The sequence below is a fragment of the Stenotrophomonas sp. CC22-02 genome, from assembly GCF_004365115.1.
Lineage (GTDB): Bacteria > Pseudomonadota > Gammaproteobacteria > Xanthomonadales > Xanthomonadaceae > Stenotrophomonas > Stenotrophomonas forensis.
Genome location: NZ_SOCO01000002.1, coordinates 101,894 through 128,060, shown reverse-complemented (window position 1 = coordinate 128,060; position 26,167 = coordinate 101,894). Strand labels below are relative to the sequence as shown.

Here is a 26,167-nt window from a genome sequence, read left to right as displayed (position 1 = left end):
TTGCCGTTGCTTCGGCCTCTGCAGGTGCAGGGCGGCAGCCCTGCAAACCAGGAAACTCCTACCGCTCCGAATGTCCGCTCTGGTCGTAATCGCGCGGACTGAACAACTCCGGCTGGATCAGCTCGATGAACGCCCGCGCCTGCGCCGACAACGCCTTGCCCCGTCGCACGATCACCCCGTAGCTGCGCTCCGGGAACCAGCGCTTCATCGACCGCGCCGCCAGCCGCTCATGGTCGGCTTCGTTCAGGCACAGCGCCGGCACGATGGAAATGCCCATGCCCATCGCCACGTACTGCTTGATCACCTCCCAGCCGCCCACCTCCAGTGCCACCGTGTAGGCGATGCGGTGGCGCTGGAACACCTGGTCGACCAGGCGGTAGGTGATCTGCCGCTTCGGTGGCAGCACCAGCGGATGGCGCGCGATGTCGGCCAGCTCCAGTTCGGCGCCGCTGGCCAGCGGATGGTCGTGCGGCGCGATCAGCACCTGCTCGAAGCGGTAAGCCGGGGCGTAGCTGAGGTCGGCCGGCACATCGGTCATCGAACCGATCGCCAGGTCGGCCGCATCCTCGCGCAGCAGGTCGGTGCCATCGGCGCTGATCGCGTTGTGCAGGGTCAGGCGCACGTCCGGATGATGCAGGCGGAAGCGTTCGACGATCTTCGGCAGCAGGTACAGGATGGTCGAACTGTTGGCGGCGATGTTCAGTTCGCCGGCGTCCAGCCCGCGCACCTTGTCGCGGAAGCGCGCCTCCAGCCCGTCCAGGTTCTCCACCAGTGGCTGCGCCATTTCATACAGCAGCTGGCCCTCGCGGCTGGGCACCAGGCGCCGCCCGCTGCGCTCGAACAGCGGCACCCCCAGCTCCCGTTCGAGTGCCTGCAACTGCAGGCTGATCGCTGGTTGGCTGACGAAAAGTGCCTCAGCCGCCCGTGAGACCGAGCCCAGGCGCACCGTCTGGCAGAACGCGCGCAGCGGTTTCAACCGGTCGGATTTGTAGGAAAAACGCGGACTTGGCGGGGTGCGTGTGGTCATCGCGTCACAAGTATTAGCACAGTTTATGTAGAACATTGCAAAAACTGTTTTGCCAAATACTCGGCCCCGGCGGCACCGTGGAGACGTTCCCCCACTGCTGGAGTCGCCTCATGTCCGCCGTCGCTTCCGCTGTTCCCGCTTCCGCTGCCAAGGCCACCCCCGGCATCGCCCTGGCGACCCGCGTGGCCGGCCAGGACACCGTGCTGCCGGCGCCGCTGCTGGCCCTGCTGGTGTCGCTGCACCGCGCGGTGGAACCGGGCCGGCAGGCGCGGCTGCAGGCGCGCCGCGAACGCCAGGCGTTCTTCGACCAGGGCGGCCTGCCGGATTTCCGCGAAGACACCGCCGCGATCCGCAGCGGCGACTGGACCGTCGCGCCGCTGCCGGACGCATTGCAGGACCGCCGCGTCGAGATCACCGGCCCGACCGATCCGAAGATGGTCATCAACGCGCTGAACTCCGGCGCCAAGGTGTTCATGGCCGACTTCGAGGATTCGACCTCGCCGACCTGGCGCAACCTGCTGGCCGGGCAGCAGTCGCTGGCCGCCGCCGTGCGTGGTGACCTGGAATACACCGCACCCAATGGAAAGCACTACCGCCTGCGCCCGTACGACGAACAGGCGGTGCTGATCGTGCGCCCGCGTGGCTGGCATCTGGACGAAAAGCACGTGGCCATCGATGGCCAGCCGCTGGCCGGTGGCCTGTTCGATGCGGCGGTGTTCGCGTTCCACAATGCGCGCGCGCTGCAGGCCAAGGACCGCGGCCCGTACTTCTACCTGCCCAAGCTGCAGAGCATGGAAGAAGCGGCGCTGTGGGAGACCGCGCTGTCGCACATCGAGGGCATGCTCGGCCTGCCGCACGGCCAGATCAAGGTGACGGTGCTGATCGAAACGCTGCCGGCGGTGTTCGAGATGGACGAGATCCTGCACGCGCTGCGCGACCGCATCGTCGGCCTGAACTGCGGGCGCTGGGATTACATCTTCTCGTACCTGAAGACCTTCCGCCGCCACGCCGACCGCGTGCTGCCCGAGCGCGGCCAGGTGACCATGATCCAGCCCTTCCTGAAGGCGTATTCGGAACTGCTGATCCAGACCTGCCACCGCCGCGGCGCGCATGCGATGGGCGGCATGGCCGCGCAGATCCCGATCAACAACGATGCGGCCGCCAACGAACAGGCGATGGCCCGCGTGCGCGCCGACAAGCTGCGCGAAGTCAGCGCCGGCCACGACGGCACCTGGGTCGCACACCCGGCGCTGATCCCGGTGGCGATGGCGATCTTCGACGAGCACATGCCCACCCCGAACCAGCACAGCGTGCTGCGCCAGGATGTGCGTGTCGGCCGCGACGAACTGATCGCACGGCCGCCCGGCACCATCACCCGCGCAGGCTTCGAAGGCAACGTGGAAGTCTGCGTGCGTTACCTGGCGGCGTGGTTGGATGGCAATGGCTGCGTGCCGATCCATCACCTGATGGAGGATGCGGCCACCGCCGAGATCAGCCGCAGCCAGCTGTGGCAGTGGCTGCATACGCCGGGCCAGCAGCTGGACGACGGCACCGCCATCGACCTGGCCCTGCTCGACGCCACGCTGGCGCAGTTGCCGGCGCGGCTGGGCGATACCCATGCATTGCCCGGCGGCGCGCGCATCACCGAAGCCATCACCCTGCTGGCCGAACTGAGCCGCAGCAATGAACTGACCGATTTCCTGACCCTGCCGGCCTACGCACGCATCGACTGATCGAGCGCCCGCGTTCCACCGACGTTTCCCTCCCCGCTGCACGCACCAACCGAACTGGAGAAAGACATGAGCAAGCTGCCCACTGCCGAACAGATCCAGCACGACTGGGATACCAACCCGCGCTGGGAAGGCATCCAGCGCAACTACAGCGCCGCCGACGTGGTGCGCCTGCGCGGCACCGTGCACATCGAGCATTCGCTGGCCCGCCTGGGCGCGGAGAAGCTGTGGGCATCGCTGCATGAGCGCGAGTTCGTCAACGCGCTGGGTGCGCTGACCGGCAACCAGGCCATGCAGCAGGTCAAGGCCGGCCTGAAGGCGATCTACCTGTCCGGCTGGCAGGTGGCGGCCGACGCCAACCTGGCGGGGCAGATGTACCCGGACCAGTCACTGTACCCGGCCGATTCGGTGCCGGCGGTGGTCAAGCGCATCAACAACACCCTGCTGCGCGCCGACCAGCTGCATCACGCCGAAGGCAAGGACGACATCGACTTCCTGCAGCCGATCGTGGCCGACGCCGAAGCCGGTTTCGGCGGCGTGCTCAACGCCTTCGAACTGATGAAGGCGATGATCGAGGCCGGTGCCGCCGGCGTGCACTTCGAAGACCAGCTGGCCTCGGTGAAGAAGTGCGGCCACATGGGTGGCAAGGTGCTGGTGCCGACCCGCGAGGCGATTGAAAAGCTCAACGCTGCGCGCCTGGCCGCCGACGTGCTGGGCGTGCCGACCCTGCTGGTGGCGCGCACCGATGCCGAAGCCGCCGATCTGCTGACCAGCGACATCGACGGCAACGACAAGCCGTTCGCCACCGGCGAGCGCACCGTGGAAGGCTTCTACAAGACCCGCAATGGCCTGGACCAGGCGATCAGCCGCGGCCTGGCCTACGCACCCTACGCTGATCTGGTGTGGTGCGAGACCGGCAAACCGGACCTGGAGTTCGCACGGAAGTTTGCCGAGGCGATCCATGCAAAGTTCCCGGGCAAGCTGCTGGCCTACAACTGCTCGCCCAGCTTCAACTGGAAGAAGAACCTGGACGACGCGACCATTGCGAAGTTCCAGCGTGAACTGGGCAGCTACGGCTACAAGTTCCAGTTCATCACCCTGGCTGGTTTCCACGCGCTGAACTACGGCATGTTCAACCTGGCCTACGGCTACGCGCGTCGCCAGATGAGCGCCTTCGTGGAGCTGCAGGAAGCCGAGTTCGAAGCGGCCGAGCGTGGCTTCACCGCGGTCAAGCACCAGCGCGAGGTCGGCACCGGCTACTTCGACGCGGTGACCCAGGCGATCCAGCAGGGCCAGTCGTCGACCACCGCGTTGACCGGCTCGACCGAGGAAGAGCAGTTCCACGGCGGCCGCAGCGAGCGCGCGGCGTAATGCGGTAGGGCTTCAGAACGCTCAGGGTGGCCAGGGAAGGGCCAGGCAACGCCGGCCGGTCGGGGGACCTGCCGGCGTTGTTGTATCGGTGGAACAGCGGTGAACGCGGGCAGCGTCAATCCGGCGCACCCCCTGCGCGGCAACTTGGCCGAAACCCTGTGAAGACGGCCATCGGATTGATCCGGCAGGACTTTTGGGCAGGTGACGGTGAGCAGAACGGGCCACCACGCATCTTCACATCGGAGACGCGCGCCGGAAGGTCCAAAATGAGATAGGGCGCACACTTTAAAGCGATGCTATGCTCCGCGGCTCACCAGGGGACGCTGGCGGCGGGTGCAGGGAATGACCGGCAGGGGTGCGGCCGAGAACAGTGATGTGACGTCAGGTATCGCCCGGGTGGCGATGGCCGAGATAGTGCACGCGCTGCTGTCCGATGCCGAGGTGGCATTGTTCGCCAGATTCGCCCGCCCATGCAAGCTTCATGCCGGACAGTGGCTGTTCCAGCGCGGCCACCGTGGCGAACGCATGTATGTGATCCTCGAAGGCCAGATCGAACTGGACTTCGGCGAAGACCTGGTGATCAAGACCCTCGGCCAGCATGAGTTCTTCGGCGAACTGGGCCTGCTGGTGGGCGACCACCTGCGCAGTGCCAGCGCCCGTGCCCTGGCCGACTGTGAAGTGCTGGAACTGGGGCCGTCCGATTTCCATCGCCTGGTCGAATCCGATCCCGGCCTGGTCGCCTACTTCCTGCGCCGCACGATCATGCGCGTGCTGACCAACGAACAGGCCCTGATCAGCCAGCTGCGCCGGCGCAACCATGATCTGGAAACCGCGCTGGACAACCTGTACATCACCACCCATCAGTTGACCCATACACGCGAGCTGGTGCGTACCGATGAACTGACCGGGCTGCACAACCGCCGCGGCCTGACCCTGTACCTGCAGGAATGCCGCACCGAGCAGGAAGGGCTGCCGCAGGCCTTGCTGCTGATCGACTGCGACCGCTTCAAGCAGATCAATGACCGCCATGGCCACCAGGCCGGCGACCGCGTGCTGCAGAGCATGGGCAACATCCTGCGCTCGATGGCCGGCGAGCAGGACCTGGCCTGCAGGCTGGGCGGCGACGAGTTCTGCCTGATCCTGCGCCGTGGCAACCACGAGATCGTGCAGCACGCGGCCGAGTTCATTCTCAGCGCGGTACACGGTCTGCTTGAACGCAGCCATGGCACGCCGCACGTGAGCCTGGTCAGCATCGGCGCCAGCCTGCTGCCGCCGGATGCCGGCTGGAGCGAATGGTATGCCAGCGCGGATCGCGCGCTGTACCAGGCCAAGCGCGATGGCGGCAACTGCCTGCGCTGGGTGGATGATCCGGACGGCCCATAGGGAGAGGCAGGCAATGAATGGCGACAACGGAACGTCAGCCCCGCATAGCCCCCAGCTACGCGCCCTGTTGTTCACCGATCTGTGTGATTCGCTGCAGCTGGTCGAGCGGATCGGCGATGTGGCGGCCGCGAGCCTGTTCCAGGAACACGATCGGTTGGTGCTGGTGCTGCAGCACCGCTGGAACGGCCAGCTGATCGATCGCTCCGACGGATTGTTCATGCTGTTCGAGCGCGCCATCGATGCGCTGGGCTTCGCATTGGACTACCAGCGCGAACTGCATGCGTTGGGCCAGCAGCGCTCGATTGAACTGCGTGCGCGTGCCGGCCTGCACGTGGGCGACGTGCTGACCTGGGACAACAGCCCCGAAGCGGTCCGCGCCGGCGCCAAGTCGATGGAAGTGGAAGGCCTGGCCAAGCCGATGGCAGCACGCCTGATGATGCTGGCACGGCCGGGCCAGATCCTGTTGTCGGCCGTGGCCGAATCGCTGACCCACCGCGCCACCGAAGCGCTCGGCGAGCGTGGCACGCGCCTGCTGTGGAAGTCGCACGGACGCTGGCGCTTCAAGGGTGTGCCGGTGGTGCAGGAAGTGATCGAAGTGGGCGAGATCGGGTCGGCGCCGCTGCGCATGCCGCGCTCCAATGCCAAGGCGCGCCGCGATCTTCCCCTGTGGCGGCAGCCCGTGGTGCTGGCCGCCGAAGGCCTGGTGCTGGCGGTGCTGGTGCTGGGCGGCTGGCTGCTGCTGCGGCCGGAACCGGCGATCGCCTTCGCCGAGCGCGACTGGGTGGTGCTGGCCGATGTCGACAACCTGACCGGTGACCCGATCTTCGACGAGTCGATGCGGCACGCGATTCTGATCGCGCTGGAACAGTCGCGGTACGTGAACGTGCTGTCCGAAGGCAAGATCCGCGAAAGCCTGGAGATGGCCCGGCTGTCCAGTGACTCGCGGATGACCCGCAACACGGCCGTGGAAATCGCCATGCGCGAAGGTGCGCGTGCGGTGCTGCTGCCCAATGTGCGGCAGCAGACCGGTGGCTACCTGCTGGGCATCGATGTGGTCGAACCCCGCAGCGGCCAGCTGGTGACCAGCTTCACGGCAACGGCCGATCGCTCCGATCAGCTGGTGTTCGCGGTGGACGACGTGGTTGGACGCCTGCGTCGCGGATTGGGTGAGTCCGTCGCCAGCCTTGAGCAGTCGCTGCCCTTGCCGCGGGCGTCGACCCGCGATCTGCGTGCGCTGCGGGCCTTCGCCCTGGCCGAGAACGCGCTGGGACAACGTCGCTTCGAAGAGGCGCGCAATCTCTACCAGGCCGCGATCGACATCGATCCTGGTTTTGCGCTGGCCTACATGGGGCTGGCCAAGCTGCTGGCACGCACCGCACAGGTCCAGCAGGCGCGCGAGGCATTGGAGCATGCACTGGCCCAGCAACAGCGCCTGCCCGCACGCGAGCGCCTGTACCTGAAGGGCTGGCAGGCCGAGCTGGAACCCGGCGGCTGGCCGCTGGAGCAGTGGCGTGCACTGGCCAAGATCTATCCGGATTCGTTTGCCGGACTGTCCAATACGTCGTGGGGGCTGCTGCAGGACAATCGCTTCACCGAAGCGCTGCCCTATGCGCGCGCGGCGACGGTGCCGCAGGATCCATTGCGCTTGTATCCGATGATCCACCTGGCGCGGGCGCAGCTGGGCCTTGGCCAGCCACAGCAGGCGATGCGGACCCTGCATCAGGCACAGATGCTGCGCGGCAATGACGAGGCCGACGACCTTGATGTGGACGTCCTGATCGCCCAGGGCCAGCAGGCACAGGCACGGCAGGTGCTGATGCGATTGCCCAGGGGAGACGACCTGCAACAGCGCATGCGCCTGCGTGCACACCTGCTGGTGGCTGCCGAGCAGCGCGATTGCACAGCCATGCATTCAGCGATTGCGGCGGATGGTCCGGCGCCGGAGCTGATCGATTACCAGATCCATCAGCGCCTGCAGCACGCTACGGTGACCACGCTGTGCACGACCGGGGACGTGAAGGAACTTGAATCCATCGCGGCGATGCTGCGGCCCCTGCTCCGCGACAACGACGACTCCGCCGTGGGAAGCCGCAGCCTGCAATTGCTGGCGCTGGCTTACCTGGCCCAGAGACAGGGCCAGCATGTGCTCGCCGCAGAGTGGCTGCATGACCACGGCGAGCTGCTGGAGGGACAACGCAGCCCGGTGGTGGGCAAGTGGCTCCGCGTGGTGCGGGCCATGGCCGAACTGGGTCGGCAACGGCCGCAGGCGGCACGCGATCTGCTCGAGACTGCGCTGGATGGCAGCGAACCGGTACAGGCCCATGTGGTGCTGTTGCAGGCATTGCGTGTACAGCAGGATGCCGCCGGCGTGCGCCGCGAGCAGCAATGGCTGGCCCGGCACCACGGCCAGGCCATTGCTGAAGTCGCCTCGATGCAGGTCTGGCAGCCCTTGAACGTGCACGACATCGCCATGGCGGCGGTGTCGCCGCCATCGTCGCACTGAAGCAGGCTCAGGCGTTGACGCGCTCGTCGATGCGGTCGGCTTCGAAACAGAACACCACCGTCATCGAGGCGGTCGAGGTGCTCAGGTACGCATGCAGCGAATCGCGCGTCCGGCACAGCTCCTCGACCGACGCCAGGGTACCGATCTTCATGCAGTCGTTTTCGCCGACAGCGCCGTCCAGGCCGATCGAGGCCAGCGCCTTGGCCGGCGAAGCGGTGAAGCGGTTGCGGAAGTCGTCGTTGCCGATCAGGTGGTCCAGCAGCGTGCTGGCGTCTTCGGCGGAAAGGCGGGGATGGGTGCTCATCGGGATCTTCCGTAGGTGGAATGTTTCGTATCGGCCGCGACAGCCTGCCATTGAGGGCCGTGGCGCGTTCATCGCTAAAGTTGGCCGCGCTGCGGTCGCTGCTGCTATGCCGGTTGTGCGGCAGAAGGAAGGAAACCCATGCGCCTGCGCCGCTGCGCCAGCCTGATGTTCGAACCCCGCGAGTCGGTCACCCTGGACCTGCGCGCGATGCTGGCCGGCCACGCCGAGATGGACAGCCAGATCAGCTGGGTGGCCCTGGCCGCCCATCTGGATCAGCCCCTGCCGGTGGATGCCGAGGAGCGCCAGCTGCTGGGCGAGCTCAGCGCGCACCGCTGGAGCGAGCCACCGGCCGACGCCTCGCCGGCCATGCTGGCGCGCCTGGTTGAACAGGGCCTGCTGCTGACCGACCCGCCCAGCGAGGTGGGGCACCAGCTGCGTGATGAGGCGCTGCGGCGCAGCCAGTGGTGGCCGCTGGCCGCACTGGCCCATCGCCACGCACGTTGGCAGGCCGTGGACAGCGTGGAGGACATGCGCCGCCAGGGGCTGGACACCGCCGCGGGCCTGCGCCAACGGCTGGGGCCGCCACCGCCGGTGGTGCAGCCGATGCAGGGCGACTACCAGCCGCTGCCGCGCAGCGACGAGGCTGCGTTCGACGCACTGCTGGCGCGGCGCACCACCTGCCGCAACTTCGACCCGCAGCGCGCGCTGCCGCTGCCGTTGCTGGCCCAGGTGCTGCAGCGCACGCTGATGGCGCACGCGGTGCAGAAGGTCGAGCGCGATACCGAGTTCCTGAAGAAGAACGTACCCTCCGGCGGTGGCCTGCATCCCACCGAGGGCTTCCTGCTGGTGCAGAACGTGGAGGGCCTGGCACCGGGCCTGTACCACTACCATCCCGTGCAGCACGCCGTGCTGCCCCTGCCTTCACCGCCGCCGCCGTCGCTGCCTGCGCTGGCGCGGCGGATGCTGTCGGGGCAGGAGTGGTTTGCCGATGCGCCGGCACTGCTGGTACTGGCGCCGCGTTATGACCGCTGCTTCTGGAAGTACCGCAACCATGCCAAGGCGCACCGTGCGGTGACGCTGGATGTCGGCCATATCTCGCAGCTGCTGTACCTGTGCGCGACCGAGCGCGGGCTGGCCGCGTTCGTGACCGCGGCCATCAACGATGCCGATGTCGATCGGGCGTTCGGCTTCGATGGCATCGGCCAGAGCGCAATGGCCATCTGTGGCCTGGGCTGGCGCAGCGCCACGTTGGACACGGCGGAATTCGATCCCGCCGGACGCGTGTTGGCGGGCGACGACCGCTGAGCGGTCGCCGCCCCGGCGATCACGCCGCTTCGAAGTCCACCAGCACCGCGCCGTCGCCGACCTGGTCGCCGGCCTTGGCGCGGTAGCCCTTCACCGTGCCATCGGCCGGGGCCTGCAGGGTGTGTTCCATCTTCATCGCTTCCAGCACCACCAGCGGCGTGCCGCGCTTGACCTCGGTGCCGGCCGCGACCAGCGTGGCCACGATCCTGCCCGGCATCGGTGCCAGCAGGCTGCCGGCATCGGCCGCGGCGTGGTCCGATTCGCCCACCGGATCATGCAGGGTGAAGCGCTGCTGGCCATCGGCACCGAACAGATACAGCTGGTCGCCTTCGCGCAGCACCTGCAACGACCAGCGTCGGCCCTCCAGCTGCACGGTGATGCCGCGCGCATCGGCGGTGCCGGTCACCTGTACCGGCGCCGCGTCATCGCGCTGCACGCGCCAGCCATCGGCCTGTGCCCACACCTTCAGGGTGTGCCGGCGCTCGCCCTGTTGCAGCGGCAGTACGCGCGGCGCCGAAGCACCCAGGCGCCAGCCGTCCTGCGCCTGCCACGGCGAATGCGGGTCGCGCGCATCGCGGCTGGCGCCTGCGGTGCACGTCACGGCGGCCACCGCCGCCAGCATCCACAGCGCATCGCCGGTATCGCCCACGTGACCCAGCGCCGCCTGTTCGCGTTCGATCAGCGCGGTATCCAGCCTGGCGTTCGCGAACGAATCGGTGTTCACCAGCCGGCGCAGGAAGCCGGCATTGGTGGTCACGCCGACCACCTGGCAGTCGGCCAGGGCCTGGCTCATGCGGCGCAGCGCGGCATCGCGGTCCACGTCCCAGACGATCAGCTTGGCGATCATCGGGTCGTAGAACGGGGTGATGCTGTCGCCTTGCTCCACGCCGGTATCCACGCGCACGTGCGCCGAGGGTGTCGGCAGGCGCAGGTGGCGCAGGGTACCGGTGGAGGGCAGGAAGCCGCGGTCCGCATCTTCGGCATACAGGCGCGCTTCGATGGCATGGCCGTGGATGGCCAGCTGGTCCTGGCGCAGCGGCAGCGGCTGGCCAGCGGCCACGCGCAGCTGCCATTCCACCAGGTCGGTGCCGGTGATGGACTCGGTCACCGGGTGTTCGACCTGCAGGCGGGTGTTCATTTCCATGAAGTAGAAATCGCCGTCCGGGCCGGCAATGAACTCCACGGTGCCGGCACCGACGTAGCCCACCGCACGCGCGGCATCGACCGCGGCCTGGCCCATCGCCGCGCGGCGTTCGGCGCTCATGCCCGGCGCCGGGGCTTCTTCCAGCACCTTCTGGTGGCGCCGCTGCACCGAGCAGTCGCGCTCGAACAGGTACACCGCCTCACCGTGGCTGTCGCCGAACACCTGGATCTCGATATGGCGCGGGCGCTCGACGTACTTCTCGACCAGCACGTGGTCGTTGCCGAACGCCGAGCCCGCCTCGCGCTGGCAGCTGGCCAGCGCATCGACGAAGTCCTCGCTGCGTTCGACCTTGCGCATGCCCTTGCCGCCACCGCCTGCGCTGGCCTTGATCAGCACGGGGTAGCCGATGGCATCGGCCTGCGCGCGCAGGAACGCCGGGTCCTGCTGGTCGCCGTGGTAGCCCGGGGTCAGCGGCACGCCGGCCTTGGCCATCAGCGCCTTGGCCGCGCTCTTGTCACCCATCGCGCGGATCGCGCTGGCCGGCGGGCCGATGAAGGTGATGCCGGCCGCTGCGCAGGCATCGGCGAAGTCGGCGTTCTCGGACAGGAAGCCGTAGCCGGGGTGGATCGCCTGCGCGCCAGTCAGGCGCGCGGCGTCCAGCAGCACGTCGCCGCGCAGGTAGCTTTCGCGCGCGGCGGCCGGGCCGATGTGGATGGCTTCGTCGGCCAGGCGCACGTGGCGTGCGTTGCGGTCGGCATCGGAATACACCGCCACGGTGGCGATGCCGAGGCGGCGGCAGGTGGCGATGACGCGGCAGGCGATCTCGCCACGGTTGGCGATGAGGATCTTGCTGAACATGGCGACGGGCTTCATGGGAGCTTGCTCTGTCATGGCACGGGTTACATGCGGAACACGCCGAAGCGCGTCTGCTGCGGGGCGGCGTTGAGGCTGGCCGACAGCGCCAGAGCGAGGACACGGCGGGTGTCGACCGGATCGATCACGCCGTCGTCCCACAACCGCGCGCTGGCGTAGTAGGGGTGGCCCTGCTGTTCGAACTGCTCGCGGATCGGCGCCTTGAACGCATCCTCTTCCGCCGCCGGCCACTGTCCGCCCTTGGCTTCGATACCGTCGCGCTTGACCGTGGCCAGCACGCTGGCGGCCTGTTCGCCGCCCATCACGCCGATGCGCGCGTTCGGCCACATCCACAGGAAGTTGGGCGAGTATGCGCGGCCGCACATGCCGTAGTTGCCGGCGCCGAACGAGCCACCGATGACCACCGTGAACTTGGGCACCTTGGCGCAGGCCACCGCCATCACCAGCTTGGCGCCGTCTTTTGCGATGCCGCCCTGTTCGTACTTGCGGCCGACCATGAAGCCGGTGATGTTCTGCAGGAACACCAGCGGGATGTTGCGCTGGGTGCACAGCTCGATGAAATGCGCGCCCTTCAGTGCCGACTCGGAGAACAGGATGCCGTTGTTGGCGATGATGCCGATCGGGTAGCCGTTCAGATGCGCGAAGCCGGTCACCAGGGTTGCACCGTAGCGCGGCTTGAACTCGTCGAAGCGCGAGCCATCGACCAGCCGCGCGATCACTTCGCGCACGTCGTAGGGCTTGCGCGTGTCCGCGGGAATCACGCCGTACAGTTCGTGCGCCGGCAGCAGCGGTTCTTCACTGGCCTGCACCGCCATCGCCGGTTCCGGCTTGCGCCAGTTCAACTGCGCGATGATCGCACGCACCCGGGCCAGCGCCTGCAGATCGTTGTCGGCCATGTGGTCGGCCACGCCGGAAATGCGCGTGTGCACATCGGCACCGCCCAGTTCCTCGGCGGTCACCACTTCACCGGTGGCCGCCTTCACCAGCGGCGGGCCGCCCAGGAAGATCGTGCCCTGTTCGCGCACGATCACCGTCTCGTCGCTCATTGCCGGCACATAGGCGCCACCGGCGGTGCAGCTGCCCATCACGCAGGCGATCTGCGGAATGCCCTGCGCCGACAGGTTGGCCTGGTTGTAGAAGATGCGGCCGAAATGGTCGCGGTCAGGGAACACCTCGTCCTGCAGCGGCAGGAAGGCGCCACCGGAATCGACCAGGTAGATGCACGGCAGGTGGTTCTGCTCGGCGATCTCCTGCGCGCGCAGGTGCTTCTTCACCGTCATCGGGTAGTAGGTGCCACCCTTCACCGTGGCGTCGTTGGCCACGATCACGCATTCCACGCCACTTACCCGGCCGATGCCGGCCACCACGCCGGCAGCGGGCACGGCATCTTCATACATGCCGTGCGCGGCCAGTGGCGCGATCTCCAGGAAGGCGCTGCCGGGGTCGAGCAGCGCATCGATGCGATCACGCACCAGCAGCTTGCCGCGGGCGGTGTGCTTGGCACGCGCGGCCTCGTTGCCACCCAGTGCGGTGCGGGCGAGGGTGGCATGCAGGTCATCGACCACGGCCTGCATGGCGGTGCGGTTGGCTTCAAACGTTTCGCTGCCCGGTTGCAGCTGGCTGTTCAGGACGGTCATTGCGGTGGCCTTACAGGGTGCGCTGGAACAGTTCGCGGCCGATCAGCATGCGGCGGATCTCCGAAGTGCCGGCGCCGATTTCATACAGCTTGGCGTCGCGCCACAAGCGGCCGGTCGGGTATTCGTTGATGTAGCCGTTGCCGCCCAGGATCTGGATCGCCTGGCCGGTCAGCCAGGTGGCCTTCTCGGCGGCGTACAGGATCGCACCGGCCGCGTCCTGGCGGGTGGTACGGCCCTGGTCGCAGGCGCGCGCCACGGCGTAGACATAGGCGCGGCAGGCACCCAGGCCCACGTACATGTCGGCGATCTTGGCCTGGATCAGCTGGAAGCTGCCGATCGGCTCACCGAACTGGTGGCGCTCGTGCACGTACGGCATCACCACGTCCATGGCCGCGGCCATCAGGCCCAGCGGGCCACCGGAAAGGACCACGCGCTCGTAGTCCAGGCCGGACATCAGCACGCGCACGCCGCCACCGACCTGGCCCAGCACGTTCTCTTCGGGAATCTCGCAGTCCTGGAACACCAGCTCGCAGGTGGGCGAGGAGCGCATGCCCAGCTTGTCCAGCTTCTGCGCGGTGGAGAAGCCCTTCATGCCCTTCTCGACCAGGAACGCGGTGATGCCCTTGGCACCGGCGTCCATGTCGGTCTTGGCGTAGACCACCAGCACATCGGCGTCCGGGCCGTTGGTGATCCACATCTTGTTGCCGTTGAGCACGTAACGGTCGCCACGCTTGTCCGCACGCAGCTTCATCGACACCACGTCCGAACCGGCGCCCGGTTCGCTCATCGCCAGCGCGCCGACTTTGGCACCGCTGCACAGGCCGGGCAGGAAACGCTGCTTCTGTTCTTCGCTGCCGTTCTTGCGCAGCTGGTTCACGCACAGGTTGGAGTGCGCGCCGTAGGACAGGCCGATGCCGCCGGAGGCACGCGAGATTTCTTCCATCGCCACCACGTGGGCCAGGTAGCCCATGCCGGTACCACCGTATGCTTCTTCCACGGTGAGGCCGAGCAGGCCCTGTTCGCCGAACTTCGGCCACAGTGCCAGCGGGAACTGGTTGGTTGCATCGGCCTCGGCGGCCAGCGGCGCGACCTCGGCGGCGGCAAAATGGGCCACGCTCTGGCGCAGCAGGTCGATATCTTCGCCAAGATCGAAGTTCAGGGATGGCACGTGCATTGCGGTGGCTCCACGGCGGGACTACAGGGAATGGACGCACCCGGCGGGGGAGCGGGCGGCGGCCGGCAGGGCCGTCACCCGCACGGGCGATGGACCCCAGCGTAGCGGGGTTCGGGAAAGAAGTGAACACAAATTCAAAAATTGAAACTAGAATCAAAACATGGCCTACAAACGCTCTGCACTGATGGAAGAACGGCTGGCCGGGGCCCGGGAACGGATCCTGCTGGCCACCCGTGAGCTGGTTGCGGCCGGCGGCTGGCGCAACGCCCCGGTAACCGCCGTGGCGACCCAGGCGGGGGTGTCCACCGGGTTGATCTACCGGCACTTCCCGTCCAAGGCCGACCTGTTCGTGGAGGTGCTCAACGCCGCCGTGGCCCACGAGGTGGCGATCATGGAACGCATCGCCAGCGGCCCGGAGGTGGCCAGCGAGCGCCTGCGCCTTGCGATCACCGCCTTCGTCCGCCGCGCCCTGGCCGGGCCGGGGCTGGCCCATGCCTTCATCGTCGAGCCGGTGGACCCGGACGTGGAAGCCGAGCGCATGCGCGGCCGTCGCGCCTTTGGTGACGTGTTCCTGCGCCTGGTGGAAGAGGGCGTGGCAGCCGGTGAGCTGCCGGTGCAGGACGCGCACGTGGCCGCCGCCTGCCTGGTCGGCGCCTTCACCGAGGCGATGGTCGGCCCGACCGCTCCCAGCCGCGAAGCGCACCGCGACGAGGACGCGCTGGTGGATGCGATCTGCAGCTTCTGCCTGCGCGCGATCGGCGCCCGGGTTTTGTAGAGTCGAGCCATGCTCGACTGTTTTTGCCGGCCGCTGGCCGGCTTCTGCACGATCCATCCGGCGGGATGGCGATGCCGGCCACGCATGCTGCGCCGCACCAGCCCTGAAGCCTGTTGTCGCACGCGAAGCGCGTTCTATACTCGGCCCATCACGCAGTCGCTCAGCCGTGGTCCAACGACTATCAGCCAGGGGTAACGAAGAGTGCGGAATTACGATCTGGAGTTCCTGAAACGCTTCTCCATGGTGATCGCGCTGCTGGCGACCATCACCCTCGGCCTCATCCTCCTTGCTGCCTACATCCACACCCGGATTCCGCCGGAGGTGTCGCCGACCGCGGCCAAGCGCACCGAGCAGCGCATTTCGCCCACCGGCGCGGTCTATGCCGGCAGCACCGGCGCCGCCGCGCAGGCGGCGGCCAAGGCCGCCGCGCTGGCCAAGGCGGCTTCGCAGGTGGCCTATGGCGGCACCAAGGACGGCAAGGTCATCTTCGACAACCTGTGCACCGCCTGCCACACCACCGGCGTGGGCATGGCACCGACGCTGGACCACTCGCATTGGGACAAGCGCATCGCGCAGGGCAAGGACACCCTCTACAAGCACGCCATCGAGGGCTACACCGGCCCGGACGGCGGCATCATGCCGCCCAAGGGCGGCAACCCGGCGCTGACCGAGGAACAGATCCACGCCACCGTGGACTGGATGCTGGGCAACCTGAAGTAGCCGGTAGTGCCGGCCAGCGGTCGGCCACCACGCATCGCACGAAGGTCATAGGGCTGCCGGCCAGCGGCCGGCGCTACCCGGTTTTGCCCACCCGGGCCAAAACCCCGCTGCGCAAGCGGGGTTTCGCATTTCAGGGTTAGTCTGTGCGCCCTCTTCCCTGGAATCGCCCGTCGATGCGCCGCCGCTCCCTTGCCCTTGCACTGACCCTGCTGCTGCCGGCCAGCGCCTTCGCCCAGGCCCTGCCGCAGGCTGCACCGGCCCCGGCAACGCCTGCCGCGCGCAGCAGCGCCACCGTGGTGCTGACTGCGGCCCCGGCCGACTGGCGCGCGCTGGAGGGACAGCGGGTGCGTATCGCCGCCCCGCTGACCCTGGCCGGTACCGACGGCCTGGAGCGCTTCGGCCAACTCACCGTGGCCTTCGATGGCCGCCTCTGGCAGCCGACCGAAGTGGCCGCGCCGGGTACCGCCGGCTACGAGCAGGTGATGGCCGACAACCAGCGTCGCCGCCTGCTGCTGGACGATGGCAGCGACGCCCGCGACCCGGCCAGTGTGGCCTACCTGCCGGGTAACCCGGTGCTGCGCACCGGCATGCAGCTGCGCAACGTCGAAGGCATCGTGCGGGTCGATGCGCAGGGTCGGCCCAGCCTGCAGGTCGAAGGCGTGCTGAAGCTGCCGGAACTGAAGCGCCCGGCGGTGCCGACGGTGCCGGGCAGCCTGCACGTGGCCGCCTTCAACCTGGAGAATTTCTTCAACGGTGACGGCCAGGGCGGCGGCTTCCCGACCCTGCGCGGTGCGCGCACGCTGGATGAGCACAAGGCACAGGTGGCCAAGCTGGTGACCACGGTCAACGCGCTCGGTGCCGATGTTGCCGCGTTGATGGAGCTGGAGAACGACGGCTATGGACCGCAGTCGGCCATCGCCGAACTGGTCGATGCGCTCAACCGCGACCGCGGGGCGCAGGGCGACTGGCGTTTCGTCGATGCCGGCAACGGCCCCGGCGACAACCCGATCCGGGTCGGCATCATCTACCGCAGCACGCGCCTGCAGCCGGTCGGAAAGCCGGCCACGCTGACCGGCGGCCCGTTCGTCGAGCACAGCCGCGTACCGCTGGCGCAGGCGTTCCAGGGCAAGCACGGCGCGCCGTTCGTGGTGGTCGCCAACCACTTCAAGTCGAAGGGCTGCCGCGATGCTGCCGGCGCCGACGCCGACCGCAATGACAACCAGGGATGCTGGAACGCCACCCGCGTGACCTCGGCGCAGCAGCTGCACGCCTGGCTGCAGACCGACCCGACCGGCACCGGTGCCAGGGACGCGGTGCTGCTGGGCGATTTCAATGCCTACGCCATGGAAGATCCGATCCGCACCCTGCATGACCTGGGCTGGCAGGACGCGTTCAAGGTCGCCAAGGTCGAGCATCCCTACAGCTACGTCTACAACGGCTACACCGGCCGCCTCGACCACGCGCTGCTGAACCCGGGCATGGCCAAGCGCCTGCGTGGCGCCGCCGAATGGCACAGCAACGCCGACGAGCAGGACGCCAGCGGCTACCAGGGCCGCAACGTGCAGGGCCCGTGGCGCAGCTCCGACCACGACCCGCTGCTGCTGGGCTTCGATCGCTGAATGGCACCGTGAGCCGTCCGTAACCTGCCAGCAGCTGCGGCGGCCGGTGCAGGAGCCGGCCACTGAAGCAGGGCGGCCTGCTCAGTGGACAGCAAAAGTGGCGCGGCAGCCATTGTCGACCCACACCATCCCGTGGGCGACACCCCAGTCACTGCCTGGGTGACATGGTGCGCTGGAATGGCGCCGGATCAATCGCACCGAACCGTGAGCAATGGGGCACTGGGCGTATCCATGCCCGGTGCTGCTGCACGTGACCTGCGTCGAGGGGCCGTAGGCATGATCGGCGAGCGATCGCAGCGGCCGGTTGTCGCTGCGGTGGGGATGACGCGGCTGGTGGTGACCATGCCCATGATGATGACCATGCCCATGATGATGCTCAGGGCGGCGATCATGGTGGGGGTCATGCGCTGTGGTCGCTGCCTTTCCGGCAGATGCGGCAACCAGCAACAACACCGCGATGGCCAGCTGGGGGAAGGGGCGGGAGGGAACGACTGGCATGGCTGGACTCCTGAACCTGCGAAGTGGAGTGGCCACGCTAGCAACAGACGAGGAGGGGGCCGCGATCGTCGCGGCGCGCCCGGTTATGGAATTCATGACCCTTGCAGGGCATTCGCATCCGTGGTCGTGATTGACCGGCTTATGCAGTCATTACTGACAGGACAAGGCGTGATTCAACAGCTTGAGCGGCGGTTCACTTCCCGTGCAAGATGCCTTCCCGCACCGGGCATGCACGGTTGATTCAGGTCAGCCATGACCGGTGCGCTGGGAAGGGGCCGTAAATGACAGCGCAGGGGGAAAATACTTCACCCCCAGGCGATCAACCCGATCGCCAGCACCGCCAGCGCCAGCCCGGCGCGGTTCCACTTCGTGGTGGCCTCGCCGAAGGCGAACACGCCCACCAGTGCACCCAGCACCACCACGCCGATGTTCATGCCGGCGAACACGGTGGCCGGGCTTTCAGGCAGGGCTTGGTGCGCATGTACATAGAAAAGAATGTTGCCGCCGTTGAGCAGCCCCAGCAGCGCGCCCGCACCGAGGTTGCGCCAGGCCAGCCGGCTGCGGCCACTGGCATGCCGCCACAGCTGCAGCGCCAGCATCAGCACGAACGCCACGCTGAAGCTGGCCAGCACTGCCGCCATCGACGGCGTACCCGACAACGCGACCTGCTTGAGCAGCACGTCCACGACCGCGAATCCGGCCCACACCCCCAGCAGCCAGCCCCAGCCGCCGGGTGAGGCGGCCACTGCCGGGCCGCGCGGGCGCAGGCTGATCGCCACCATCGCCAGCAGGCCCAGGCCGAGGCCGGCCAGCTTCCATGGCGTCGCTGTCTGGCCGAAGAACAGGAACGCGGCAGCCAATGACAGCAGCAGCGACAGCCGTTGCGCCACGTCGCTGCGGACGATGCCGGCCACCGCCACCGCGCGGCCCAGCACCAGGAAGATCGATGGCAGCACCACCGCCAGCGCCAGCAGCGAGAGCCACGGCGCATGCGGCGCGCGCAGTGCATCCAGCGGCGGCTGCAGGACCACGGCGGTGAGCGTTGCTGCCACCAGGTAGTTCCAGGTGACCATCTGCGCAACATCCAGCTGGCGGCGTCCGGCCACCTTCAACAACACCGAAACCAGCACGCTGCAGATCACGGCCAAGGACAGGTAGAGCATGGGGCGGGCACAGGGCAGGGGCGAGGGACGGTATCATGTTGCCATGCACAAGCCCTCGTTCCCCGTCGCCCCCGGCGAAACCGCCTGCCTCGAACTGGACGGCCCGGCCGGCCCGCTGGAAGTGGTCGTCGACCTGCCCAAGGCCGACGTGCCGGTGCAGCCGATCGTCGCCATCGTCTGCCATCCGCTGTCCACCGAGGGCGGCACGCTGCACAACAAGGTGGTCACCATGACCGCCAACACCCTGCGCGAGCTGGGCATCACCACGGTGCGCTTCAACTTCCGCAGCGTCGGCGCGTCGGCTGGCGAGTTCGACCACGGCGTGGGCGAGCAGGACGACCTGAAGGCGGTCGCCGCCTGGGTGCGCAGCCAGCGCCCCGATGACCGCCTGTGGCTGGCCGGTTTCAGCTTCGGCGCATTCGTTTCGTTGAAGGCCGCTGCCGAGCTGCAGCCCGAAGCGCTGATCTCGATCGCGCCGCCGGCCGGTCGCTGGGACTTCGGTGGCATCGCACCGCCGGCGCGCTGGCTGGTGATCCAGGGCGAGCAGGATGAGATCGTTGATCCGCAAGCCGTCTACCAGTGGCTGGACACGCTGGACTTCCCGCATGAGCTGGTGCGCATGCCCGAGACCAGCCACTTCTTCCACCGCAAGCTGATCGACCTGCGCGGCGCGCTGACCCACGGCGTCAAGCACTGGCTGGGCGCGGCGGCATGAGTGCAACCGAGTTGACCCCGTCGCAGCGGTACGCCGAAGGGGTCGCCCGTGGTGACTGGCAGAACGACCCGGCCCAGCACGCCGCGCTGGCCGAGCTGGACCGCATCCACCTGGGCCTGGTCGACAGCGCCGAAGACGGCTGGCTGGACCGGCTGTCCTCGTTCTGGAAGAAGCCCGAGCCGGTCAAGGGCCTGTACTTCTGGGGCGGCGTCGGCCGTGGCAAGACCTTCCTGGTCGACCTGTTCTACGACGGGCTGCCGATCAGGCAGAAGTACCGCACCCACTTCCACCGCTTCATGCGCAGCGTCCACGAGCGCCTGCGCGAGCACCAGGGCCAGAGCGACCCATTGGCGAAGATCGCCCAGGAATGGCGCAGCAACCTGCGCGTGCTGGTGCTGGATGAATTCTTTGTCACCGACATCGGCGATGCCATGCTGCTGGCGCGGTTGCTGGAACGCCTGTTTGCCGAGGGCGTGACCCTGGTCACCACCTCCAACACCGCGGTGGAGAACCTGTACCTCAACGGCCTGCAGCGCGAGAGTTTCCTGCCGGCCATCGGTCTTCTGCAGCGCTTCTGCGTGGAGCTGTACGCCGAGGGCACCGAGGATTACCGGATGCGCGCGCTGACCCGTTCGCCGGTGTACCGCGCGCCGCTGGCGGCCGACAGTGACGACTGGCTGGCCACGCGCTGGAACGAGCTGAGCGGTGGTCAGCCGGCCAAGCCCGGCAACATCGAGATCGAGGGCCGCAAGATCCCGGTGCGAGGCCGCGGCAAGAGCATCGCCTGGTTCGATTTCGCCGCCCTTTGCGAAGGCCCGCGCGGACCGTCGGACTACATCGAGATCGCGCACGAGTTCAACACCGTGCTGCTGGGCGGCATCCCCGCCTTTGATCGCCTGAACGAAGATGCGGCGCGGCGCTTCGTCAACCTGATCGACGAGCTGTACGACCGCCACGTCAACCTGGTCTGCACCGCCAGCACTTCGCCGATCGAGCTGTATACCGGCCAGCGCCTGCAGGGCGCGTTCGAGCGCACCGCCTCGCGCCTGATCGAAATGCAGAGCGCCGAATACCTGGGTACCCCGCACCGGGCGTGAGGGTGGTTTGCGGGTGAATGCGTTGCCGGCCAGCGGCCGGCACTACCACGCCAGGGGTCTATCGGGTCGGCGCCACGGCGTTGTCACGCGGCCGCTCATCCGGCCCGGCCGATACATGCAGGCCAGAGCCGTTGCCGTGTTCCACCCGTAGGCTTTCGCCACGCTCCAGCAGCCGCAGTGGCTGCCCCTGGAAGCGCACCTCCAGTGCGTCGTGGGCCGCTGCCAGCGACTGCACCAGCGGGCACAGCGCCATCGCCTTGGCCTCCAGCTGCTGGCTGCGCGCTTCCATGCGGCGGTCGACTTCGGCATCCAGGCGGTCGGCACGGCGCTCCATGGCGCCGGCGCGGCCGGTGAACACCTGCCACAGCACGCTGCGGGTCATCGACGCGGCCATGGTTTCGGCCATCTGGTCGATGTGTGCGTCGAAGCCGTCGCCGAAGGTTTCCTGTTCCCAGTAGCCACGGCCCAGGCTGGCGTCGATCCAGCGCTGCGTCTCGTCGCGCATGCCGCGCATCTGGCGATTGCGGGACTTGCCGGTGATGGCCTCGAAGGCGGCGTCCAGCGCATCGAAGGTGACCCCGGAGACCTCATGGGCCAGTGCGGTGGCCGCCGGCATCAGCTGGCGGGCGCCAGCCTCCATCTGCCGCAGCCGGGCCGCGTCGGCGGCGCTGACCGTCACCATCGTGCCGTCCAGGCTCAGTTCGCCGTCGTGGAACACCACCTCATGCGGGGCCTGCGGGCCATGCCGCAGCCAGATGCCGCCGCTGTCCACCAGCACGTCGTAGTCGGTATGGATGCCGCACTGGTCCGAACGCAGGTCCGGCCCTTCGGTGGCCAGTGCCGGGGGGGTGAACAGCGCGGCCAGCAGGGCCAGGGCGTTCAGGCGCAGGTGCATCGGACCGTCCTTTTCCGGAAGCGAGCGGCCAGCATCCGCTGCCAGCGCGCGGGCGTCACCGGCCGGAAGTCACCCGTCCACCGCATTCCCACCGGCTGCCCACCACCTATCCACAGGGTTGTCCCTAGCCAGCTTCATCACTGTCATGTGAAGCTGTCATTGTTCCGTTTCCGCGCGGCGTTGTACCACCGCGATGACGCGTTTCGGGCTTGACTGCGCAGCCCGATCCGGCAGGTCTGAAGCGTCCCGATGAGGCGCTGATGGCACGATCCTTGCGGCGCAAGGGATTGCCGAATTTCACTACATTTGGCGTTGACGGCCCCCACTACCCCCACTATCTTGTGGCCGTCGGTCGCAGCAACCCCAATTCCAGGGGGTGGCAGCAGCACCCATCCGCGATCGTCAACGGCAGTGGCAGGCGCAGGGTCTCATCCCCTGCGACGCCGTCCTGCCATCCTGGGCTGTCATGTCCCGGGCTGCGTCACCCGATGCATCGAGCACCCCCAATCACGCCAAGAGGACACACGCCGTGAGCACCGAATCCAGCGCCACCATCGAGAAGGAAAGCGAATTCCTGTTGACGTCGCCGCCGACGGCCAACGCGATGAGTGTGACCAAGCGCAATGGGACCACCGAACTGGTGGATCTGAACAAGATCGTGCGCGCGGTGCAGCGTTCCTCCGAAGGGCTGCACGCCGTCGATCCGATGCGCGTGGCCACCCGCACCATTTCCGGCCTGTACAACGGCGCCACCACCCGCGAGCTGGACGAACTGTCCATCCGCACCGCCGCCCTGCTGATCGGTGAAGAGCCCGAGTACGGCCGCCTGGCCGCGCGCCTGCTGGCCAACTACATCGCCAAGGAAGTCTCGGGCCAGGAAATCTACGCCTTCTCGCAGTCGGTCAGCCGTGGCCATGAAGTCGGCCTGATCAACGACCGCCTGCTGAACTTCGTGCAGACCAATGCACGCAAGCTCAACGACGCCATCGACGGCGCGCTGGACCTGAACTTCGATTACTTCGGCCTGCGTACCCTGTACGACCGCTACCTGCTGCGCCACCCGCACACCCGCAAGGTGATCGAGACCCCGCAGCAGTTCTTCCTGCGCATCGCCAGCGCGCTGAGCGAGGACGTGTCCGAGACCCTGGCGCTGTACAAGCGCATGGGCAACCTGGACTACCTGCCGTCCAGCCCGACCCTGTTCAACTCCGGCACCACCCACGAGCAGCTGTCCTCGTGCTTCCTGCTGGACTCGCCGCAGGACTCGCTGGAGTCGATCTATTCCAAGTACGGCGACATCGCCCAGCTGTCGAAGTTCTCCGGCGGCATCGGCGTCAGCTACACCCGCGTGCGTTCGCGTGGTTCGCTGATCAAGTCGACCAACGGCCACTCCAACGGCATCGTGCCGTGGCTGAAGACCATGGATTCGTCGGTGGCCGCGGTGAACCAGGGCGGCAAGCGCAAGGGCGCGGCCTGCGTGTACCTGGAAACCTGGCACGCCGACGTCGAGGACTTCCTCGAGCTGCGTGACAACACCGGTGACGAAGCCCGCCGTGCGCACAACCTGAACCTGGCCAACTGGGTGCCGGACCTGTTCATGAAGCGCGTCGAGGCCGACCAGGAATGGTCGCTGTTCGATCCGCGCGTGGTGCCGGAGTTCACCGACCTGTTCGGCGAAGCCTTCGAAGCGGCCTACCTGCAGGCCGAAGCCCAGGGCAAGGCCAACCGCACCATCTCCGCGCGCAAGCTGTACGCCCGCATGATGCGTACGCTGGCCGAGACCGGCAACGGCTGGATGACCTTCAAGGACAAGTGCAACCGCGCCAGCAACCAGACCCTGCGTCCGGGCAACGTGATCCACCTGTCCAACCTGTGCACCGAAATCCTGGAAGTCACTTCCAACGATGAGACCGCCGTGTGCAACCTGGGTTCGATCAACCTGGGCAACCACTTCGACGAGCACAACGAGTTCGACTTCGAGAAGCTGGCCGAGACCGTGCGCCTGGCCGTGCGCCAGCTCGACCGCGTCATCGACCTGAACTTCTACCCGATCGAAACCGCCCGCCGCGCCAACCTGCGCTGGCGTCCGGTCGGCCTGGGCTGCATGGGCCTGCAGGACGTGTTCTTCCGCAAGCGCCTGCCGTTCGACAGCGCCGAAGCCCGCGCCCTGTCGAAGAAGATCGCCGAAGCGATCTACTTCCACGCGCTGGAAACGTCCTGCGAGCTGGCCCAGGAACGCGGCAAGCACCCGTCGTTCAACGACACCCGTGCCGCCAGCGGCGAACTGCAGTTCGACGCCTGGAACGTGGTGCCGGAAGACACCGCACGCTGGGATGCCCTGCGTGAGCGCATCAAGGAACACGGCCTGCGCAACTCGCTGATGATCGCGATTGCCCCGACCGCGACCATCGCCTCGATCGCCGGCTGCTACGAGTGCGTCGAGCCGCAGGTGTCCAACCTGTTCAAGCGCGAGACCCTGTCCGGTGACTTCCTGCAGGTCAACCGCTACCTGGTGAACGAGCTGAAGAAGCTGGGCCTGTGGACCGCGGACATGCGCGATGCGATCAAGCTGGCCGAAGGCTCCATCGCCGGCGTGGCACAGATTCCGGAAACGCTGCGCGAGGTCTACCGCACCGCGTGGGAACTGCCGATGCGTTCGCTGATCGACATGGCCGCCGAGCGTGGCGCCTTCATCGACCAGTCGGCCTCGCTCAACCTGTTCATGGAAAGCCCGAACATCGGCGCGATGTCCTCCATGTACATGTACGCCTGGAAGCAGGGCATCAAGACCACCTACTACCTGCGTTCGCGCCCGGCCACCAAGATCGCCAAGACCACGGTGAGCAGCGCGGCCCCGGCCAAGGTGTTCAGCCCGGACGAAGCCATCGCCTGCTCGCTGGAAAACCCGGAAGCCTGCGAAGCCTGCCAGTAAGACCGCGCGGTGGGTGCCGACCGTTGGTCGGCACTCGACACCTCGCCCCTGTAGAGCCGAGCCATGCTCGGCTGCGGAAAAACACCCACGGTAGCGCCGGGCCATGCCCGGCGTCTCACCCAGGAATTCAAGGAAACACCCATGGCCGACAAGCCCAAGCAGATGCTGCTCGATCCCGGTTTTGAACTGACCCTGCGCCCGATGCGCTACCCGCAGTTCTATGACATGTACCGGAACGCGATCAAGAACACCTGGACGGTGGAAGAGATCAACTTCCAGATCGACATCACCGACCTGCACAGCAAGATGTCGCCGGGTGAGCGTCACCTGATCCACCGCCTGGTCGCGTTCTTCGCCACCGGCGATTCGATCGTGTCCAACAACCTGGTGCTGAACCTGTACCAGCACCTCAATGCGCCGGAAGCGCGCATGTACCTGTCGCGCCAGCTGTATGAAGAAGCGCTGCACGTGCAGTTCTACCTGACCCTGCTCGACAACTACCTGCCGGATCCGGAGGAGCGCGTCAAAGCCTTCGCCGCGGTGGAGAACATCGACTCGATCAAGAAGAAGGCCGATTTCTGCTTCAAGTGGATCGACTCGATCCAGGACCTGAAGCGCATCGAGACCCGTGCCGAGCGTCGCCAGTTCCTGCTCAACCAGATCTGCTTCGCTGCGTGCATCGAAGGCCTGTTCTTCTTTGCCGCGTTCGCCTACGTGTACTACTTCCGTTCGCGCGGCCTGCTGCCGGGCCTGGCCTCGGGTACCAACTGGGTGTTCCGCGACGAGAGCGCGCACATGGAATTCGCGTTCGAGTCGGTGCGCGTGGTGCGCGAGGAAGAGCCGGACCTGTTCGACGAGGAAATGAAGCAGCAGGTCTATGACATGCTGGCCGAAGCCATCGAGTGCGAAGTGCAGTTCGCTGAGGACGTGCTGTCCGGCGGCGTGGCCGGCATTTCGACCCGCGACATGCGCCAGTACCTGCAGCACTGCGCCGACCAGCACTTCGCCAAGCTGGGCATGGAAAAGAAGTACAACGTGCGCAACCCGCTGCCGTTCATGGAACTGCAGGACGTGCAGGAACTGACCAACTTCTTCGAACGCCGCGTCTCGGCCTACCAGGTCGGCGTGCAGGGCGAAGTCGCCTTCGACATGAACTTCTGATCGAACCGGTTAGGCCTGTCGCAACCAAAAACCCCGGCCAATGCCGGGGTTTTTTGTTTCTGTAGCGTCGAGCTTGCTCGACTGCCGTGCTCTTGTAGAGTCGAGCCATGCTCGACTGCTGTTCGCGAAGATCAGTGGAGC

The 26,167-nt window shown here is 67.3% G+C and carries 20 protein-coding genes; 12 read left to right on the top strand and 8 right to left on the bottom strand.

The window, feature by feature from the left end:
* Positions 1-58 precede the first annotated feature (58 nt).
* Positions 59-1,027, bottom strand: coding sequence for a LysR family transcriptional regulator (locus N440_RS18490; protein ID WP_133936134.1), 969 nt, complete (start codon positions 1,025-1,027; stop codon positions 59-61).
* 110 nt (positions 1,028-1,137) lie between these two features.
* On the opposite strand from N440_RS18490, the gene aceB reads away from it, so the two are divergent.
* From aceB to N440_RS18470, 4 genes are all read left to right on the top strand, one after another.
* Entirely contained in the window at positions 1,138-2,760 is a 1,623-nt protein-coding gene (gene aceB / locus N440_RS18485) for a malate synthase A (RefSeq protein ID WP_133936133.1), read from the top strand.
* 66 nt (positions 2,761-2,826) lie between these two features.
* Entirely contained in the window at positions 2,827-4,128 is a 1,302-nt protein-coding gene (gene aceA, locus N440_RS18480; RefSeq protein ID WP_133936132.1) for an isocitrate lyase, read from the top strand.
* 342 nt (positions 4,129-4,470) lie between these two features.
* Positions 4,471-5,511 (top strand): GGDEF domain-containing protein, encoded by a 1,041-nt coding sequence (locus tag N440_RS18475; RefSeq protein ID WP_133936131.1) that lies wholly within the window; start codon positions 4,471-4,473, stop codon positions 5,509-5,511.
* Positions 5,512-5,524: 13 nt separating this feature from the next.
* Complete coding sequence (locus tag N440_RS18470) at positions 5,525-8,014, top strand: putative peptide modification system cyclase (RefSeq protein WP_133936130.1); 2,490 nt, start codon at positions 5,525-5,527, stop codon at positions 8,012-8,014.
* A gap of 7 nt (positions 8,015-8,021) precedes the next feature.
* Here N440_RS18470 and N440_RS18465 read toward each other — a convergent pair whose 3' ends face one another.
* Positions 8,022-8,318 (bottom strand): NHLP-related RiPP peptide, encoded by a 297-nt coding sequence (locus N440_RS18465; RefSeq protein ID WP_053448498.1) that lies wholly within the window; start codon positions 8,316-8,318, stop codon positions 8,022-8,024.
* A 138-nt stretch (positions 8,319-8,456) separates the two neighbouring features.
* On the opposite strand from N440_RS18465, the gene N440_RS18460 reads away from it, so the two are divergent.
* Positions 8,457-9,623 carry a putative peptide maturation dehydrogenase gene (locus N440_RS18460; protein WP_053511188.1) on the top strand — a complete coding sequence of 389 codons (1,167 nt, stop codon included), beginning with the start codon at positions 8,457-8,459 and terminating at the stop codon, positions 9,621-9,623.
* A 19-nt stretch (positions 9,624-9,642) separates the two neighbouring features.
* Here N440_RS18460 and N440_RS18455 read toward each other — a convergent pair whose 3' ends face one another.
* From N440_RS18455 to N440_RS18445, 3 genes are read right to left on the bottom strand one after another with little or no spacing between them, the layout of a single operon-like run.
* On the bottom strand, positions 9,643-11,625 hold the full coding sequence (locus N440_RS18455) for an acetyl/propionyl/methylcrotonyl-CoA carboxylase subunit alpha (RefSeq protein ID WP_133936367.1): 1,983 nt from the start codon (positions 11,623-11,625) through the stop codon (positions 9,643-9,645).
* 41 nt (positions 11,626-11,666) lie between these two features.
* Positions 11,667-13,277, bottom strand: a complete 1,611-nt coding sequence (locus N440_RS18450) for a carboxyl transferase domain-containing protein (RefSeq protein ID WP_133936129.1) — start codon at positions 13,275-13,277, stop codon at positions 11,667-11,669.
* A 10-nt stretch (positions 13,278-13,287) separates the two neighbouring features.
* A complete protein-coding gene (locus tag N440_RS18445; protein ID WP_133936128.1) occupies positions 13,288-14,451 on the bottom strand; it encodes an isovaleryl-CoA dehydrogenase in 1,164 nt (387 codons plus the stop codon).
* A gap of 160 nt (positions 14,452-14,611) precedes the next feature.
* On the opposite strand from N440_RS18445, the gene N440_RS18440 reads away from it, so the two are divergent.
* The 3 genes from N440_RS18440 (at position 14,612) to N440_RS18430 (ending at position 17,565) form a co-directional block, all read left to right on the top strand.
* Positions 14,612-15,226: a TetR/AcrR family transcriptional regulator gene (locus N440_RS18440; RefSeq protein ID WP_133936127.1), complete on the top strand. Its 615-nt coding sequence runs from the start codon at positions 14,612-14,614 to the stop codon at positions 15,224-15,226.
* A gap of 201 nt (positions 15,227-15,427) precedes the next feature.
* Complete coding sequence (locus N440_RS18435) at positions 15,428-15,946, top strand: c-type cytochrome (RefSeq protein WP_005407662.1); 519 nt, start codon at positions 15,428-15,430, stop codon at positions 15,944-15,946.
* Between the two features lie 173 nt (positions 15,947-16,119).
* Entirely contained in the window at positions 16,120-17,565 is a 1,446-nt protein-coding gene (locus tag N440_RS18430) for an ExeM/NucH family extracellular endonuclease (protein ID WP_133936126.1), read from the top strand.
* A 188-nt stretch (positions 17,566-17,753) separates the two neighbouring features.
* Here the strand turns inward: N440_RS18430 and N440_RS20525 are convergent, their stop codons facing one another.
* Together N440_RS20525 and N440_RS18420 are read right to left on the bottom strand one after the other, a co-directional pair.
* Entirely contained in the window at positions 17,754-17,957 is a 204-nt protein-coding gene (locus tag N440_RS20525; protein WP_243831385.1) for a hypothetical protein, read from the bottom strand.
* Between the two features lie 411 nt (positions 17,958-18,368).
* Positions 18,369-19,226, bottom strand: a complete 858-nt coding sequence (locus N440_RS18420; protein ID WP_133936124.1) for an EamA family transporter — start codon at positions 19,224-19,226, stop codon at positions 18,369-18,371.
* A gap of 43 nt (positions 19,227-19,269) precedes the next feature.
* On the opposite strand from N440_RS18420, the gene N440_RS18415 reads away from it, so the two are divergent.
* Both N440_RS18415 and zapE read left to right on the top strand, forming a co-directional pair.
* Positions 19,270-19,941, top strand: a complete 672-nt coding sequence (locus N440_RS18415; RefSeq protein ID WP_133936123.1) for a CocE/NonD family hydrolase — start codon at positions 19,270-19,272, stop codon at positions 19,939-19,941.
* The gene (zapE, locus tag N440_RS18410; protein WP_133936122.1) at positions 19,938-21,038 is read left to right on the top strand and encodes a cell division protein ZapE; all 1,101 of its coding nucleotides are present in this window, start codon (positions 19,938-19,940) and stop codon (positions 21,036-21,038) included. Before N440_RS18415 ends, zapE begins: the two co-directional genes overlap by 4 nt.
* Before the next feature lie 58 nt (positions 21,039-21,096).
* Here the strand turns inward: zapE and N440_RS18405 are convergent, their stop codons facing one another.
* On the bottom strand, positions 21,097-21,933 hold the full coding sequence (locus tag N440_RS18405) for a DUF2884 family protein (protein WP_133936121.1): 837 nt from the start codon (positions 21,931-21,933) through the stop codon (positions 21,097-21,099).
* Between the two features lie 529 nt (positions 21,934-22,462).
* Here N440_RS18405 and N440_RS18400 point away from each other — a divergent pair.
* A complete protein-coding gene (locus N440_RS18400; protein WP_004153680.1) occupies positions 22,463-24,865 on the top strand; it encodes a ribonucleoside-diphosphate reductase subunit alpha in 2,403 nt (800 codons plus the stop codon).
* A gap of 141 nt (positions 24,866-25,006) precedes the next feature.
* Positions 25,007-26,026 (top strand): ribonucleotide-diphosphate reductase subunit beta, encoded by a 1,020-nt coding sequence (locus tag N440_RS18395; protein WP_004153683.1) that lies wholly within the window; start codon positions 25,007-25,009, stop codon positions 26,024-26,026.
* The last annotated feature ends 141 nt before the right edge of the window (positions 26,027-26,167 follow it).